We start from the raw sequence: 16,552 nt of genomic DNA, 5'->3' as shown, positions 1-16,552 counted from the left end.
GTTAGCGTGTTGGATGATGATCAGCGGGCCTGATGTGCTCAAATCACCAGCATCGCCCGGCCACCGGGGTTGCAGGACAGGTTGGCACCGATTTCAACTTTTGCCAGGTCAATGCCAAGGCCGGCGAGCAGGTTGTTGACGATGGGGTCGAGCAGTGGGCCGAGCAGCCCGGCAATCAGCCCGCCCAGGGTCGAGAGCAAGCCGTTGAGCAGGCCTGTGACGATGCCCAGCACGACGCCCAACAGGCTGGCCATTTTCGGCGGGTGGTTGATCAGTTGGATGCCGGTGAGTGTTTCCCTCAGGCTGCTGACCACATTCGAGGCGGCGAACTGATAATACGTCGGTGGCTGATTCACCGCCGGCGGGTGGGTGTAGGTGTGTGCGCGTTGGGTTCGGGCCACACTGCTGTCGACGCGGATGCCCAGCCCGCCGGCCGCGAATGCCTGTCGGTCGCCACAGACTCCCGTGCCGCGCTTGCAGGTCTTGGTGCCGATATCCACCACCGGGTACTCGTCGACTTGCAGTGTTTGGGTGGACGAGAACAGATTCTTGGGATCAACCTGGCCAATCATCGCGCGTAAGGCCGAGGTTTCACCGAGCACCGACAGTGCCTTGTTATCGCCGTCGCAACTGTAGCCGCTGACCTTGGCGCTGCCACCGGCGGCTTCCAGGGCAATGTCGAGTTTGTCGCCGATTTCAAGGCTGGTGACCAGGCAACAATTGGGGTCAAGCAGCCCCAACAGGCCGCCCAGCACGTCATTCAGCGCTTGCACCACGCCACCCAACACATTGTTGACCAGCGTGACGATGGGTAACTTCACCGAAATCAGGGTTCGCACTTGAGCGGTGCGGACAAAGATAGGCTGTGTGGCGATGTTCTTCGGGTCTCCGATGCTTGAGAGCTGCGCCGGCTCAATCACTTTGGTGCTGACGGTGACGCCGATCAGCCCCAGCACATCCACCGGCAGTTCCACGGCGACCGCGCTGGCCTTGTTCGACAGCTGCACGAAGCCCTGAATCAGGTTGAACAGTTGCAGCTTCACATCCAGCGCACTTTTGTCCGTGCCGTTCTGGATGTTGATCAGGTCGCCCAAGTGCAGGATCTGCGTGCCCGGCGCGATCAGTTTGATGGCTTCCAGGTTGTTGATCACCACCTTGACCGCGTCACCGCCCAGCTTGAGTACATCGATGGCGGCCTGGATCAACTGGCCGACGGTGGCGTCGGTCTTGAGCAACTGGTCGTAGTTGCCGGCGCTGACGTTCAAGCGGATGGCCAAGGCATCCAGGTACTTGAGCAAGCTGATATTGGTGTTGATCAAGCCGTTCCAGCCCACCGCGTCGAGTTGCAACGTGCCGCCCAGCAAGCCGCCGATCAGGGCGTTGAGGGCGACGGACTTGGTGCTGTCCACGGTCAGCAAAGTGCTGCGCACGGTGAGTGATGCCACCGTCGGAGTCGGCGCGGCGGCGACCGCCGTGGCGCTCAAGAGCGTCATCATGGTGATGGGTTTAGCCGAGAACAGCATGAGCAAGCCATGGGCGAGGCTGGTGTGCACACGGTGGGTGGCAATCACCCGGATGGCATCGGTTTTGGCGGGGTCGGCGCTGAAGGTGCGCATAAAGTCCGCACCGGTGGCCAGGGTGCCGCAGGCGACAGCCAATGTGCGATTGGCGTCGATCTTGAAGGCGTTGCGCGCTGCGCTTTCAGTCGCAAACTGCGTGGCATTGTTAGTCGGCGCCGCGCACTTGCCGCTGCGGCTCACCGCTTCCAGCGCCGCCGTATCGGCCACGCGCTGCAATTTGCGCTTCTCCAGGTACAAGCGGCCGCTGTCGACCACCAGCAACATAAACAACAGCGCGATCCCAAGGGTAACTGCGCCGATCAAGCCGATGGCCCCGCGTTGGCGGGCCGGGCCGAGTCCATGGCCAAACATTCTGCGTTCCTTCGCCGGTCATGCACCGACGTCCTGAGCATACCCGCAGAGCAGTGTAGTCAGGTTTCGCGTCGGTGCTGGCTAAACGCTATTGTTTGCGTGGCGGCAGGTTTACGGGTGTAAGCACGGGCCGACCGGCGAAATACTCCACCAAGTTGTCGGCCACGCGCTGCACGGTGTCGTGGGCGGCTTCCGGCGACAGGCCGGCGACATGCGAGGTGAGCACGGTATTGCTCAGGCGCTTGAGGGCATCGGGCACTTTGGGTTCGTCGTCGAACACGTCCAGCGCTGCACCGCCGATACGCCGTTGCTCAAGAGCTGCCACCAGATCGTCGGTCACCACCACACTGCCGCGCCCGATGTTCACCAGGTAGCCGTTCGGCCCCAGCGCGTCCAAGGCGTGGCGATCAATCAGGTGACGGGTGCTCGCACCGCCGGGCGTGGCCAGTATCAGAAAATCCGAGGTGCGCGCCAATTCCACGGCGGTGGCGCAGTAGGTGTAGTCCACATCATCGCGGGGCTGGCGGTTGTGATAACTCACCTCCATGCCGAAGCCCAGGGCCGCACGCTTGGCGATCTCGATGCCCACCGCGCCGAGCCCCAGAATGCCCAGTTGCTTGCCGCCCAGGGAAGGGCGCATCACCTTTGGCCACTCGCTGCGCCGCACGGCCGCGTCGTTCTGGGGAATACCGCGCACCAGTGACAGCAGCAACGCCATGGCGTGGTCGGCCACCGACGGCGCATTCACCCCGGCGCCGTTGGTCACCACGATCCCACGGTTGCTCGCCGCCTGCAGGTCCACATGCTCGTAGCCGGCACCGATCACGCAGATGATCTCCAGCAGCGGCAGTGCGGCGATTTCCTCGGCATACAGCCCCAGCGGGCCACGGGTCAGCACCGCCTTGATCTGCCCACCGTGGGCCTTGATCGCCTGGGCGCGTTCCGCCGGCGTCGGCGCCAGAATCACATGAAAATCATTGCTCTCGATGATTTGCAGGTATTCGTTGATGGTTTCAACCAGGACCAGAACAGTGGTGGTCATCGGAAGGCTCTTCCTGAAGGGTTTGAGAGGATGAGTATGCGGGATTTGTAAGACGGAACGTTTTGTTCAGTCGTAAAAATCCCGCAGAGGGTCGTTAGTTAGAACTCAATACTTCGCGCTGTCACCCGCTTCGCAAACGCCCCCGCCAGGGTCGCATTGTGATGCGCGATGATTGCCTCGGCCGACAGCAGCGGGGTGTCCATGCAGGTATGGCCATCCTCCGGCAATATGACCGAAAACCCAAGTTCCACGGCTACTCGGCAAGTGGTGTCGACACAGAACTGCGTTTTCATCCCCACAATCACCAATTCATCGACCTGCTTCGCCGCCAATTGCTGCGCCAAATCAGTGCCCCAAAAGCAGCTGGGGCGGGTTTTATTGAACAGATGGTCGCGTGCCGCGTCGACATTCAGCCCCGGCCACAGCTGCCAGAGAGGGCTGCCAGCTTCAATCGGTGAACCTGCCGGGCCGGTGTGGCGGGCCACGAAGATCGGCGCGTTGGCTGTGCGGGCGCGCTGGATCAGTTGGTTGATGGTACCCAGCACGCGCTCGCGCTCGAAGGGTTTGTCTGGCCCATCGTATAAGCCGTTTTGCATATCGATGATCAGCAGGGCGTTTGCCATGGTCTTGCTCCTTGCAGTGGCCAGGTGGCGGGGCAATAAAAAGGCCCCGTCCATTGCTGGCGGGGCCTTGGGTTGTATCCGGGATGTTTCTAGCTCAAGCACCCACAGCAACCGCACGACCCGCCATAAGCGGTCGTGGTGGTGGTGCGAGTGAGGCACGGCTGAATAAGGTTCATGGCCCGATCATGCTGGCGTGGTCGCACGGCTGTCAACGGTCGCTTCCGAATTCTTCATGGGCAGCAGCTTGGTTCGTGTGGCTTCCAGGAATTCGTCTGACGGGCCACTGCCGCGTGCCGCACGCGCCAGGGGGACTTCTGCCAGGCGCGGGACGATGACCTGCCCGATGCCCATGGTTATATTCCAACTGACGACTTCCACTCCGGCAGGAGGAAATACTGTGTGAAACTCCTGCTTGGCCAGTTGTGCTTTCAGTGCGCTTAACGGCCGTGACTGATCATGTTTAAGAAACACCGTTAACATGACCGCGTTATCAGACTTTGGTGGTCAACCACTGAGGGGAAGAGGCCAGCGTATAGACGTCTGATCCTGGCTCCCCTTGTTTTGCGTAAGTTTCGGGTGAGCTAAATATTCCAGCAAGAAACAGTCCGGCAAAAACCGTAGTGAGTCTTTGTATTGTTAGAACGCCTAAAAGTGTTAAATAAGAATCATTTTTTTGCACTCGGTGAGGGTTGGGGAGTAGTTAGGAACTCAGACGCTGCTCAACAGGTATGTGTATTTCCGTAACATGTATATACAGCTGTTGTTGCGGATTCTTGGTTTGGAAAAGTATGTCTGAATTTTTTATTTGGCTCTTTTTGAAAGTTTGGAGTTATAAGGGGGGCTCCGATAAACGTGTCGCACCGCGTCGGCAGGTGGAAAACGCGGCCGATGCGCCATGTATTAAGGGCGTTTTCGCCAGGCCTTCCGTGTTAAGTGCGCAACTCGCCCACACCCAGCAGCTTTTTTCCAGCCCTCCACCGGTTTGACAGGCCGAACAGCGTGGTCAACCCAACAGTCGGATCACATCGAAGCGTGCTGAAAATACCTACTCAGCAATCACTATGTCTTCAATAGGCGCCTAATACCTCGGTGGTCCTGGGCACTATTAATCTGTTCGCGTCCTAGTGCTGCGTTGTCAAGTGATGGCTGCAACTATTCATGAATTAAAAATTACCTGAGCACCCGACTTGCGCCTAGACTCCGATATGTCACTGCATAGCTTCTGCTAATGATCCGAAAATTGCCGCCGTTGTGTGGCTTGGTTTTGTCCCCTCCCTAGGACTCATAACGCTATGAACGCAGCTAAAACATCGCAGACGCTTTACGGCTTGTTGATTCTGATCGCCATAACATTCGTGGCTTTGGTTTATACGTTTTACTCGATAAAGCTCTCCTCCAAGGACTTATTGGTCTCCAGCGAAAAGCGCTACCACTCTTACTTACTGGCAGATGAGTTGCGGCAGAGTTCTGATGACCTGACGCGGTTGGCCCGAACTTATGCCGTCACGGCCGATCCTGAGTACGAACGCGAATACCTGCAGGTTCAGCAGATCCGCAACGGTAAAGCCCCTAGACCTGAGGGATACCATCGAATCTACTGGGATTTTGTTGCTGCCGGTAATCTGAAACCAAGGCCAGATGGTGAAACAGTTGCATTGAATGAGCTCATGCGTCGTGCGGGCTTCAACGATGCCGAGTTTGCGAGGCTTAAAGAGGCTCAGGATAAATCCGACGGTTTGGTCCAGCTTGAAACCAAGGCAATGAATGCCGTCAAAGGTAAATTCATTGACCCTCAGGGCACTTACTCAATCAACGCTGCACCTGATTTGGCGTTGGCGCGTGACCTGTTGCACGGCCGCGAATATCACCAGTTCAAAGGGCAAATCATGAAGCCCGTTGACGAGTTTTTCGGCTTGGTGGAGGAACGTACCGATCAACAGGTCACCGTCGCGGATAATACGCTGTCTCTGTTCCAGAACCTGTTTATTGCCGTGCTCTTGGCGTTGATCCTGGAAATTGCTCTGTTGGTTATGCTCGGGCGAAAGCAAATGCTAGCGCAACTGGGTGGTACACCCGCTGTGCTGGATAAGATTTTGAGCGAAATCGCCAATGGCAACCTCGGGGTTCTGATTCCCGACGCGCCCGCCAATAGCGCGATGTCTAGTGTCCGGGTGATGAGTACAAAGCTCAGGGAGCTGATCGGCCAAGCACTGGTAACCAGCGCACAACTCAATGTCGCGGTTGGCCAAGTCACGCAGGTTGTTGAAGGGACGGCCGAGAGAGCGGTGCAGCAAAATGAGATGACCGATATGGTCGCCACGGCGGTGCATGAAATGGGCCTGACGGTGCAGGAGATTGCACGTAATGCCAGCAGCGCAGCGGAGGCCTCAAACAGCGCTCGCTCCGAAGCTCAACAGGCCAGCCAAATGGTTGGTAGTTCGACGGTGCATATCGAGCAAATGGCCGACGGCATTGGCCATGCAGCAAAATCGGTCAGTGCGTTGGCCGAACAAATAGCGACGATTGATCAGGTGCTGGCCGTTATTCGTGGGATATCGCAGCAGACCAATCTGTTGGCCCTGAACGCTGCTATTGAGGCTGCCAGGGCAGGGGAGATGGGCCGAGGTTTTGCGGTTGTTGCTGACGAGGTGCGCACGCTTGCTGGACGTACTCAGGGTTCTACTGACGAAATTCAGGGGATCATCCAGAACCTCAAGCAAGGCGCGGAGGCCGCAGTCAGCTCAATGAGTTCTGGCCAAGCAGCCACCGGTACCGGTGTTGAGGCGAGCGAAAGTACCAACCGCTTGCTGCAAACTATCTCCAGCCAGATTGAGCACATCAGCGATATGAACCGCCAAGTGGCGACTGCCACGGAAGAGCAATCGTCAGTAACAGAGGAGATCAATCGTAATGTACAGGGGATCGCCGACCTTGCAACCACCACCAATAGCGAGGTGCAACGCTGTCGCGAAGATTGTCGTACGCTGCGTGGGCTATCCGAAAACCTGACGAAGCAGATGGGTAGTTTTCGGCTCTAAATGTCGGCTCTTTTTTGAACGCCGTTTTGCTGAAGGTGTTTAAAAGGGAAGCTTCAATTTCACCGATTCGCAAGGGTTCATCTCCCCCTCCATACGGCAGAAAGTCCAAGATTTCTGTCGTTGCGAGGCCAGCTAACCTAGGATCGTGAAGATAGTCCAAAAATCCTGAAACCGTGTGAAACCGTCGCCTGCGGCCGCCCTTGAGCGGCCGCACCGCATAACCACTCCTCAGCTAAGTCTTTGCTTATTCACGAGAATCCCGGACAATCGCGCGCTTGTTATGGCTGGGGCGCTGCCTGTCAGGTTTTTCTGACTCGTCCCGGCTGTGGAAATGCGGAGATCCGACCGGATGAATGATCAGGCCAATAGCGTCGACGAACGCTATGCAACGACACCTGCAACCCTCACAAGCTGGAGCCGCCAGGACACTACCTGGATGCTCGGGCTGTTCGGCACCGCCATCGGCGCCGGTACTTTGTTCTTGCCTATCAACGCGGGCCTCGGGGGCTTCTGGCCGCTGGTGATCCTGGCATTGCTGGCCTTCCCGATGACGTTCTTTGCCCACCGCGGCCTGACCCGTTTCGTCCTGTCCGGCCGTGAAGGCTCCGACATTACCGACGTGGTTGAAGAACATTTCGGCGTTAAGGCCGGTGCGCTGATCACCTTGCTGTACTTCTTCGCGATCTTCCCGATCCTGCTGATCTACAGCGTGGCGCTGACCAACACGGTCAGCAGCTTTATGGAACACCAACTGCACATCATGCCGCCGCCACGCGCGATCCTGGCGTTTGTGCTGATCCTCGGCCTGTTGGCCGTGGTGCGTTGTGGCGAGCAAGTGATCGTTAAGGCCATGAGCCTGATGGTGTATCCGTTTATCGTCGCCTTGCTGTTCCTGGCGGTGTACCTCATCCCGCATTGGACCGGCGGCATCCTCAGTACCGCCAATCAAGTCCCGGCCCCCTCGGCGTTGCTCAACACGCTGTGGCTGGCGATTCCGGTGATGGTGTTCTCGTTCAACCATTCGCCGATCATCTCGGCCTTCGCGGTGGACCAGAAGCGCCAGTACGGCGCCAACGCCGATGAGCGCAGCTCGCAGATCCTGTGCCGCGCGCACCTGTTGATGGTGGTGATGGTGCTGTTCTTCGTGTTCAGCTGCGTGCTGACCTTGTCGCCGGCGCAGTTGGCCGAAGCGAAAGCGCAGAACCTGTCGATCCTGTCGTACCTGGCCAACCACTTCGACAACCCGACCATCGCCTTCGCCGCGCCGTTGATTGCGTTCGTAGCGATTGCCAAGTCGTTCCTGGGCCACTACATCGGCGCCAGTGAAGGCCTCAAGGGCCTGGTGCTCAAGACCGGTCGCCGCCCGGCGGCCAAATCCCTGGACCGCATGACCGCTGCCTTCATGCTGGTGGTGTGCTGGATCGTCGCCACGCTCAACCCAAGCATTCTCCGCATGATCGAGACCCTGGGCGGCCCAATCATCGCGTCGATCCTGTTCCTGATGCCGATGTACGCGATCCGCAAGGTGCCGGCCATGGCCAAGTACCGTGGGCAGGCGTCCAATGTGTTTGTCACCGCCGTAGGCTTGGTCGCGATTACCGCGTTGATCTATTCGCTGCTGTCCTGAAGGCAGCATGGGCTGCTTGTGAGCGCTGTTGTGGCGAGCGGGCCGGCAAGCCCGCTCGCCACAAAGGATCTGTTGTAGCGGGTTGCACACAACAAGGTCGATTCGCGTACTGCGCGAATCGGCTTTTTTTTGCGTACGAAAAAATCGGCCCGGCAATGCGGGCTAAGCTGTCGGCTTATTGGTTCCCTTTTGGAGACACTCATGGCCCGGCCCCGTCCGCAACTGGTCACAAGCAAGCTGGAAAAGTTGCACCCCACTCAATTGACGGTGGGCATGGCTGAAGTCGCCAGCAAACGTGAAGCCTGGACCAAGCTCAAGCGCAAGGAGCGCGCCGCTGCGCTCGACAAGCACTGGTTTCCTTGTGTACTGGGGCCGGACGGGCGCTATTACATCACCGACCATCACCATTTCGGCCTGGCGCTGTTGCTGGAAGACGTCAAAAGCGTGTCGCTGCTGGTGCTCAAGGACTTGTCGTTCGTGGAGCGCAGCACGTTTTGGAATGTCATGGCGTTCAATCAATGGGTGCACCCCTATGATGCGCGCGGCCTGCGGCGTACCTATGAAGCCATTCCGCGCAAGATTACTGACCTGCAGGACGACCCTTACCGCAGCCTCGCGGGCCTGTTGCGCACGGCCGGTGGTTACGCCAAGGACGCGACACCGTTCAGCGAGTTCCTGTGGGCGGATTTCTTCCGTAGCCGTATTGGCAGCGATGTGGTCAGCCAGTTAAACGCCAAGCTGCTGGGTAAGGCCATGACCCTGGCGCGCAGCCAGGAAGCACGCTATTTGCCAGGATGGGTTGGTTCGATTGAAAACTGAAAGCATTCCGCCGGCTGTTGCACCGAACAATCGTACACAAGACATCCTCGCCGGTTTATCCATTGCCGGTTTGCTGCTGCCCGAAGCCGTGGCGTATTCCAGCATCGCTGCGCTGCCGCCCCAGGCGGGTGTTATCGCTTTGTTTGCCGGGCTGGTGTGTTACGGCCTGTTCGGCACCAGCCGTTTTGCAATTGTCTCGGCCACCTCGTCCTCGGCGGCGGTATTGGCGGCAGCCACTTCAAGTCTGGCGGGTGATGATCCCGCGCTGAGGCTGTCCCTGGCATTCGGGCTGGTGCTGATCACTGGGGTACTCTTCTTGCTGGCCGGGCTGTTCAAGCTCGGCGGCGTGACGTCGTTTATCGCTAAACCCGTACTGCGCGGGTTTGCCTTCGGCCTGGCGCTGACCATCATCCTCAAGCAGCTGGCCAGCGTGGTCGGTGTGCACCTGAGCGACAACAACCTGATCCGTTTTCTGCCGCAGCTGATGGAGCAGCTACCGCGTTGGAACTGGGCGGCGGCGCTGGTCGCGGCGGCGGCATTGGTGGTGTTGTGGCTGTGCGCGCGTATTCCGCGCCTGCCGGGCGGGCTGCTGGTGGTGATCCTGGGAATCATCGCCGGGCAGTACCTGGACCTGCAGGCCCACGGTGTGGGCTTGATCGGCATGATCGACCTGCGTTTGGAGTTGGGGCATTTGCCGGTTCTGCCATTCGCCGACTGGCTGCGCCTGGGCGAGTTGGCGTTTGCCTTGGTCATGATCTTGTATGCGGAGTCCTACGGCTCCATCAGTTCGTTCGCGCTTAAACATGGCGACCGGGTGTCATCCAATCGTGACTTGCTGGCGCTGGGTGCGGCGAACCTGATATCCGGGTTGTTTCACGGCATGCCGGCCGGCGCGGGCTATTCGGCAACCTCGGCCAATGAGGCGGCCGGCGCGGGCTCGCGTTTTGCCGGCATCGTTGCGGCGTTGGTGGTGTTGGTGATCGTGTTGACGGTGTTGCCGTATGTCGCGTTGACGCCGGAGCCGGTGCTTGCGGCTATCGTCATCTACGCGTTGGGCCGTGGTTTGAGCCTGCAGCCCCTGGGGCGCTACTTTGTGTGGCGGCGCGACCGGTTGCTGGTGATCTGTGCGGTGGCGGCGGTGTTGGTGCTGGGCGTGCTGGATGGCTTGCTGGTGTCGGTCGCGATCAGCGTGGTGCTGATGCTACGCCAGATGTCGGCGGCCGAAATCCAGGTGCTTGGGCGCCTGGGCGACAGTCATGATTTTGTTGATTGTCAGCATCATGCCGATGCAGTGGCGGTGCCCGGCCTGTTGATCGTGCGGCCCAGCGAGGCGCTGTTCTTTGCGAATGCCGAGCGCATCCTGGGTGCGGCGTTGCGCCTGATGCGTCAGTCAAAAGTCGAGACGGTGGTGCTGAGCCTGGAGGAGTCGCCCGACCTGGACGGCACCAGTATCGAAGCGCTGGCGGCGTTTTTTGCGCAGGTGCGCGGGGAGGGCAAGCGCTTGGTGCTGGCGCGCGTACGGCATGAGGCGCTGGAAGTGCTGCAAGCCTTGCCGGAAGCGGTTGCGCCACAGGTCCTGCTCAGTGGGTTGAGCGTTGACGGCGCTGTGCAGTTGGCGCTGCAGACCCGGCCCTGAGTGTGCTGAGCGTGACGCAGAGCGTCACATCCCTCTGTGGCGAGCCGACAAGCCCGCTCCCACAGGTGTTTTGGGGTGGAGGCTGTATTCCAGGCATAAAAAAACGCCGCGTACCTTGCGATACGCGGCGTCTTTTACATCAACACACCCTTAGGCTTGAAGCACCGGGATGTTTGCGCTTGCTGCGATTTTACGGAACTCGGCGATCTGGTCGAAGTTCAGGTAGCGATAAACTTCGCCGGACATGGTGTCCAGCTTGGCCGCGTAGCCCATGTACTCTTCGACGGTCGGCAGGCGACCCAGGGTGGAGGAGACTGCCGCCAGCTCAGCCGAAGCCAAGTAAACGTTAGCGCCATCACCCAGACGGTTCGGGAAGTTACGGGTCGAGGTCGACACAACGGTCGAGTTCGGCTCTACCCGTGCCTGGTTACCCATGCACAGCGAGCAGCCCGGCATTTCCATGCGCGCGCCAGCTTTGCCGTAAATGCCGTAGTAGCCTTCTTCGGTCAGTTGGTGAGCGTCCATCTTGGTCGGCGGCGACAGCCACAGACGGGTTGGCAGCTGACCCTTGACCTGTTCCAGCAACTTACCGGCCGCGCGGAAGTGACCGATGTTGGTCATGCACGAACCGATGAACACTTCGTCGATCTTCTCGCCGGCAACACTGGACAACAGGCGGGCATCGTCCGGGTCGTTTGGTGCGCAGAGGATCGGCTCGTTGATTTCAGCCAGGTCGATCTCGATGATTTCAGCGTATTCCGCGTCGGCATCGGCTTCCAGCAAGTCAGGGTTGGCAACCCAGGCTTCCATCGCTTGGGCACGACGTTCCAGGGTACGTGCATCGCCGTAGCCTTCGCCGATCATCCAGCGCAGCAGGGTGATGTTGGAGTTCAGGTACTCGGTAACCGAATCTTTCGACAGCTTGATGGTGCAACCGGCAGCCGAACGTTCAGCCGAGGCGTCGGACAGCTCGAAAGCTTGTTCCAGCGTCAAGTCGTTCAGGCCTTCGATCTCCAGGATGCGGCCGGAGAAGGCGTTCTTCTTGCCTTTCTTCTCTACAGTCAGCAGGCCAGCCTGGATCGCGTAGTAAGGAATGGCGTGAACCAGGTCACGCAGGGTGATGCCAGGTTGCATTTTGCCTTTGAAGCGCACCAGGATCGATTCCGGCATGTCCAGTGGCATAACGCCAGTGGCTGCGGCAAATGCGACCAGGCCAGAACCGGCCGGGAACGAGATGCCCATCGGGAAACGGGTGTGGGAGTCACCACCGGTACCGACGGTGTCCGGCAGCAGCATGCGGTTCAGCCAGCTGTGGATGATGCCGTCGCCTGGACGCAGCGATACACCGCCACGGGTCATGATGAAGTCAGGCAGGGTGTGGTGGGTGGTCACGTCGATCGGCTTAGGGTAAGCCGCGGTGTGGCAGAACGACTGCATCACCAGATCGGTCGAGAAGCCCAGGCACGCCAGGTCTTTCAGTTCGTCACGGGTCATAGGACCGGTGGTGTCCTGGGAGCCCACGGTGGTCATCTTCGGCTCGCAGTAGGTGCCAGGACGAACGCCTTTGCCTTCTGCCAGACCGCATGCGCGACCCACCATTTTCTGCGCCAGGGTAAAGCCCTTGTCGCTCTCAGCCGGAGCTTCCGGCAGCTTGAACAGGGTCGAAGGCGGCAGGCCGAGTTCAGTACGTGCCTTCTCGGTCAGGCCACGGCCGATGATCAGCGGGATACGGCCGCCGGCACGGACTTCGTCCAACAGTACCGGGGTCTTCATTTCGAAGGTGGTCAGGACTTCATCGGTGCCGTGTTTGCAGACTTTGCCAGCATGCGGGTACAGGTCGATCACGTCGCCCATGTTCATGTTGGTAACGTCGAACTCGATTGGCAGTGCGCCGGCATCTTCCATGGTGTTGTAGAAGATTGGAGCGATCTTGCTGCCGAAGCAGAAACCGCCAGCACGCTTGTTCGGCACGTAAGGAACGTCGTCGCCGAAGAACCACAGTACCGAGTTGGTTGCCGATTTACGCGAGGAGCCAGTACCGACCACGTCACCGACGTAGGCGATTGGGAAACCTTGGCCGCGCATCTCTTCGATCTGCTTCATCGGGCCGGTCTTGCCTTGCTCGTCCGGCACGATGCCTTCGCGCGCCATTTTCAGCATGGCCAGGGCGTGCAACGGGATGTCAGGGCGGGACCAGGCGTCCGGGGCAGGGGACAGGTCGTCGGTGTTGGTTTCGCCGGTGACCTTGAACACGCGCAGGCTGATCTTGTCGGCCAGGGTCGGGCGGTTCTTGAACCACTCGCCGTCAGCCCAGGACTGCAGCACGGCTTTAGCGTGTTCGTTGCCGTTCTTGGCTTTTTCGGCCACGTCGTGGAACGCATCGAACATCAGCAGGGTGTGCTTGAGTTGGGCAGCAGCGACAGGCGCCAGCGTGGCGTCGTCCAGCAGCTCGACCAACGTCACGATGTTGTAGCCGCCTTGCATGGTGCCAAGCAGTTCAACAGCGCGTTTTTTGTCGATCAGGGGGGAAGTGGCTTCGCCCTTGGCCAGGGCAGACAGGAAACCGGCCTTGACGTAGGCAGCTTCGTCAACGCCTGGTGGAATGCGGTTGGTGATCAGGTCAACGAGGAATTCTTCTTCGCCAGCCGGGGGATTTTTCAGCAGCTCGACCAGGCCTGCGGTTTGTTCGGCATTAAGCGGCTGGGGAACGATACCCAGTGCTGCACGCTCTTCGATATGTTTGCGGTAGGCTTCAAGCACAGTTATTACCCTCATCAGTGGTCCCACGGGACGCTCATCCAGAAATGAACGGCACGCATGCGCTCGGGGGCTTTTTGGGCCGCAAAGCCAGCGCTGCCGGCATTCCTCACAGAAGCTGCTTTCAAAGTTTTACGCCTGCAGAACGGAGCTGATGAGGGTTGGCGCTGGCATTTACCTACCGGGTAATAACCATCGCCAACACCGTTCTGAAGGAACGACTGTGCTCGTGACGCTTTGAAAACAGCTTCCAGCGGATTATTGGCGCCTTACAAGGCCGGATGATTCTACGGCAAAAAAAATCTAAAGGTAAGTTGCCTAACCAAGTTTGCTGGGTGATCAACCTTAGACAAAGGGCTAACATGACGCATCGTTTCGCTGAGTTGTGTGCCGCTGCCCATGTCCAACCAAACCATCAAGACCCCCTGCGTCGGCCTGTGCTCCACGGTCTACGGCGATCTGGTATGCCGAGGCTGCAAGCGCTTCCACCACGAAGTGATCCAGTGGAACGGCTATAACGAAGAGGAAAAACGTGCGGTATGGCTGCGGCTTGAGCAGCTGTTGGTGCAGGTGATGGCCGGCAAACTGGAGGTTTTCGACCCCAAGATGCTGCGCGGGCAGTTGGAGCAGCGCAAGATTCGCTTTGTGCCGCACCAGTCCGAATACTGCTGGGCCTACCAGTTGATCGCCCGCGGCGCGCGGGTGATTTCCAACCTGGAGGCCTATGGCATGGTGCTGATGCCGGAGTTTCGCGATTGGGCGTTGCCGGAACTGCGCGATGCGATTGATCGGGAGTTTTTTATCCTGTCGGAGGCGCATTACCAGCGCTATATCGCCCCGGGCTTTTTGAAAGACGCGCTGGGACGCTGACTGAGGCAGTCAATGTGGGGGCTGGCTTGTTGGATCGCCGCATTAGGTATCTACACATCTTTTTATGGGTTGAATTCTTTGGTTGTCTCGGGGGGGCGGGGTACATATCCGTTATTTGGGTAACGGCTGCTATGGGTTCCGCTCTTACAGCGGGTCACTTTTGGAAAAGAGCCCCAAAAGTAACCAAAGGGCTCTTGCCCCACCACTCGGCACCTCGCCTAGGCTCGGTGTGCCCTCACTCCGGCTTTGGAGCGGGGCCGCCGCCATGGGCCATCCTTGGCCCATCGCGGCTAAACCGGCGTCCTGCCGGTTTACCCCCGCTCCAAAGCCTGCGTTCGGCCAGCGTGGTTTAACGGGGCGCCTAAGATCAAGATCAAAAGCAAAAGCACGGCGGCCTAGTAGCCGACCTGAGTGGTTAAATCAAAAGCAAAACCGAGGCGGCCTGACAGCCGACCTGATATTTGAAACTGAACTCAATCTAATGTGGGAGCTGGCTTGCCTGCGATGGCATCAACTCGGTGTACTTGATGGACCGAGGTGCCTGTATCGCAGGCAAAGCCAGCTCCCACAGAAAACAGAGTGCCACGGTGCTGGCAGCTAAACTCGGTCAAAACTGTGGGAGCGGGCTTGCTCGCGAAGGCGGTGGGCAGTTACACATGAGCTGGCTGACCCACCGCCTTCGCGAGCAAGCCCGCTCCCACATTGGGATCTCAGTACATCAGGCAGAGAGTGTACTGCCGGGCTTTTGCCCTGCTTTTGCTTCTACCACTCAGGTCGGCTACTAGGCCGCCGTGCTCTTGCTTTTGATCTTGATCTTGATCTTGATCTTGATCTTGATCTGAGGCGCCCCGTTAAACCACGATGGCCGAACGCAGGCTTGAATCCGTGGGTAACCCGGCAGGACGCCGGGTTAGCCGCGATGGGCCAAGGATGGCCCATGGCGGCGGCCCACGGATTCAAGCCGGAGTGAGGGCATGCCGAGCTCAGGCGAGGCACCGAGTGGTGGGGCAAGAGCCCTTTGGTTACTTTTGGGGCTCTTTTCCAAAGTGACCCGCCGTAAGGGCGGAACCCTACGAAGCCGTTACCGCAGCAACGGATATGTACTCAATCTACCTAAACCCGCCAAAAACTTAACGCAACACAAAAAATCGCGTAGATACCCATGGCTATCGCAGGCAAGCCAGCTCCCACAATGATCTTCATTGTATGAAGGGTTTGGGTCAGGCCTTAGTCGCCAGCTCTTGCAGGTGATCCATCAGTTCCTGCGGCTTGAGCACCAGCACATCGCTGTCCACCGCATCCAGCACCACTTCGGCCGTATTCCCAATCAACGCCCCGGAAATCCCGGTGCGCGCCACGGTGCCGATGATGGTCACCGCCGCCTGCCATTTATGCGCCGCGTGGGGGATCAAGACGTCTGCTGGGCCTTCTTCGATGTGCAGGTGCGCGTCATCCACGTCAAATTCGACCTGGAACGCCTTGCACTGCTCGCGATAGCGCGCCTCGATGGTTTCTTTGAGCTGGAAGGTCGGGTCTGCCGCCGACAGCATGGGCGACGGATGGGCGCTGATCACGTGCAATTGCGCCTTGGCCAGGCTCGCTATTTGGAACCCGTGGTCAATGATGGTGTTGTGCAGTGCCTGGTGTTCACTGTCGTTGTTGCCCACGTCAATCGCCGCCAGCACAACCTTGCCAGCCCACGGCGTGGAGGTTTTCACCAGCAGCACGGGCGTCGGGCAGTAGCGCAACAGTTTCCAGTCCGCCGGCGTCAGCAGCGCCTTTTTCAGCGGGCTGTCGGCAAAGTGCTGCTTGATCACCAGGCCGCAGCCCTCGGCTTGCTGCACCTCAATGATGGTTTCATGCAGGCTGTCGTTCCACGCTTGCTCGGTGCTCACGTTGTAGCCGTCTTCCTGCAAGCCGGACTTGAGCAGGCTCAGCAATGCCGAATGCTCGTGTTTCTTGTCGCAGACCAGCAAATGCAGGTGCGCGCCGGTGACGCCGGCGATCAGCTTGGCGCGCTTGAGGGCCAGGCTTTCCGAGTGCTCGGGGTCGATGACCACCAGGATGCTGCGAATGGCTTGCATGGACGGATCTCCGGAGACGGGAAAAAGGGGCCTTGGACAACTATAGTTGCTGCTCGCCAGGCGTCATGTTGATGCACATCAAAGCCGGCGGCTGGTGGTCTGCGACGGGGTCGGTATAATCGGCG

At 59.1% G+C, this 16,552-nt stretch carries 9 protein-coding genes and 2 pseudogenes; 5 read left to right on the top strand and 6 right to left on the bottom strand.

From position 1 onward, the window contains the following. Positions 1 to 38 precede the first annotated feature (38 nt). From KZH41_RS17135 to KZH41_RS17120, 4 genes and pseudogenes are all read right to left on the bottom strand, one after another. A complete protein-coding gene (locus tag KZH41_RS17135) occupies positions 39 to 1,931 on the bottom strand; it encodes a pilus assembly protein TadG-related protein (protein ID WP_263273206.1) in 1,893 nt (630 codons plus the stop codon). A gap of 88 nt (positions 1,932 to 2,019) precedes the next feature. After that, positions 2,020 to 2,973 carry a 2-hydroxyacid dehydrogenase gene (locus KZH41_RS17130; RefSeq protein WP_094952743.1) on the bottom strand — a complete coding sequence of 318 codons (954 nt, stop codon included), beginning with the start codon at positions 2,971 to 2,973 and terminating at the stop codon, positions 2,020 to 2,022. A gap of 98 nt (positions 2,974 to 3,071) precedes the next feature. Further along, positions 3,072 to 3,596, bottom strand: a complete 525-nt coding sequence (locus tag KZH41_RS17125; protein WP_242150187.1) for a cysteine hydrolase family protein — start codon at positions 3,594 to 3,596, stop codon at positions 3,072 to 3,074. A 300-nt stretch (positions 3,597 to 3,896) separates the two neighbouring features. Continuing rightward, positions 3,897 to 4,091 (bottom strand): annotated as a pseudogene (locus tag KZH41_RS17120) (hypothetical protein); the annotation flags it as partial. A gap of 1,556 nt (positions 4,092 to 5,647) precedes the next feature. Between KZH41_RS17120 and KZH41_RS30505 the strand changes: the two are divergent. The 4 genes and pseudogenes from KZH41_RS30505 to KZH41_RS17100 form a co-directional block, all read left to right on the top strand. After that, positions 5,648 to 6,634, top strand: a pseudogene (locus KZH41_RS30505) (methyl-accepting chemotaxis protein); the annotation flags it as partial. A 349-nt stretch (positions 6,635 to 6,983) separates the two neighbouring features. Further along, positions 6,984 to 8,261: a serine/threonine transporter gene (locus tag KZH41_RS17110; protein ID WP_242150185.1), complete on the top strand. Its 1,278-nt coding sequence runs from the start codon at positions 6,984 to 6,986 to the stop codon at positions 8,259 to 8,261. A gap of 201 nt (positions 8,262 to 8,462) precedes the next feature. Further along, positions 8,463 to 9,080, top strand: coding sequence for a ParB-like protein (locus tag KZH41_RS17105; RefSeq protein WP_263273201.1), 618 nt, complete (start codon positions 8,463 to 8,465; stop codon positions 9,078 to 9,080). Further along, positions 9,070 to 10,716, top strand: a complete 1,647-nt coding sequence (locus KZH41_RS17100; protein ID WP_242150179.1) for a SulP family inorganic anion transporter — start codon at positions 9,070 to 9,072, stop codon at positions 10,714 to 10,716. Before KZH41_RS17105 ends, KZH41_RS17100 begins: the two co-directional genes overlap by 11 nt. 150 nt (positions 10,717 to 10,866) lie before the next feature. Here KZH41_RS17100 and acnB read toward each other — a convergent pair whose 3' ends face one another. After that, positions 10,867 to 13,476: a bifunctional aconitate hydratase 2/2-methylisocitrate dehydratase gene (gene acnB, locus KZH41_RS17095; protein WP_094953657.1), complete on the bottom strand. Its 2,610-nt coding sequence runs from the start codon at positions 13,474 to 13,476 to the stop codon at positions 10,867 to 10,869. A gap of 396 nt (positions 13,477 to 13,872) precedes the next feature. Here acnB and KZH41_RS17090 point away from each other — a divergent pair, with 396 nt between their 5' ends. Further along, positions 13,873 to 14,343, top strand: coding sequence for a DUF1289 domain-containing protein (locus KZH41_RS17090; RefSeq protein ID WP_094953656.1), 471 nt, complete (start codon positions 13,873 to 13,875; stop codon positions 14,341 to 14,343). 1,220 nt (positions 14,344 to 15,563) lie between these two features. Here KZH41_RS17090 and KZH41_RS17085 read toward each other — a convergent pair. Further along, on the bottom strand, positions 15,564 to 16,427 hold the full coding sequence (locus tag KZH41_RS17085; RefSeq protein ID WP_094953184.1) for a universal stress protein: 864 nt from the start codon (positions 16,425 to 16,427) through the stop codon (positions 15,564 to 15,566). Positions 16,428 to 16,552 lie beyond the last annotated feature (125 nt).

Source organism: Pseudomonas sp. YeP6b, assembly GCF_025642995.1.
Classification (GTDB): Bacteria; Pseudomonadota; Gammaproteobacteria; order Pseudomonadales; family Pseudomonadaceae; genus Aquipseudomonas.
This window is presented reverse-complemented; position numbering and strand designations above follow the sequence as displayed.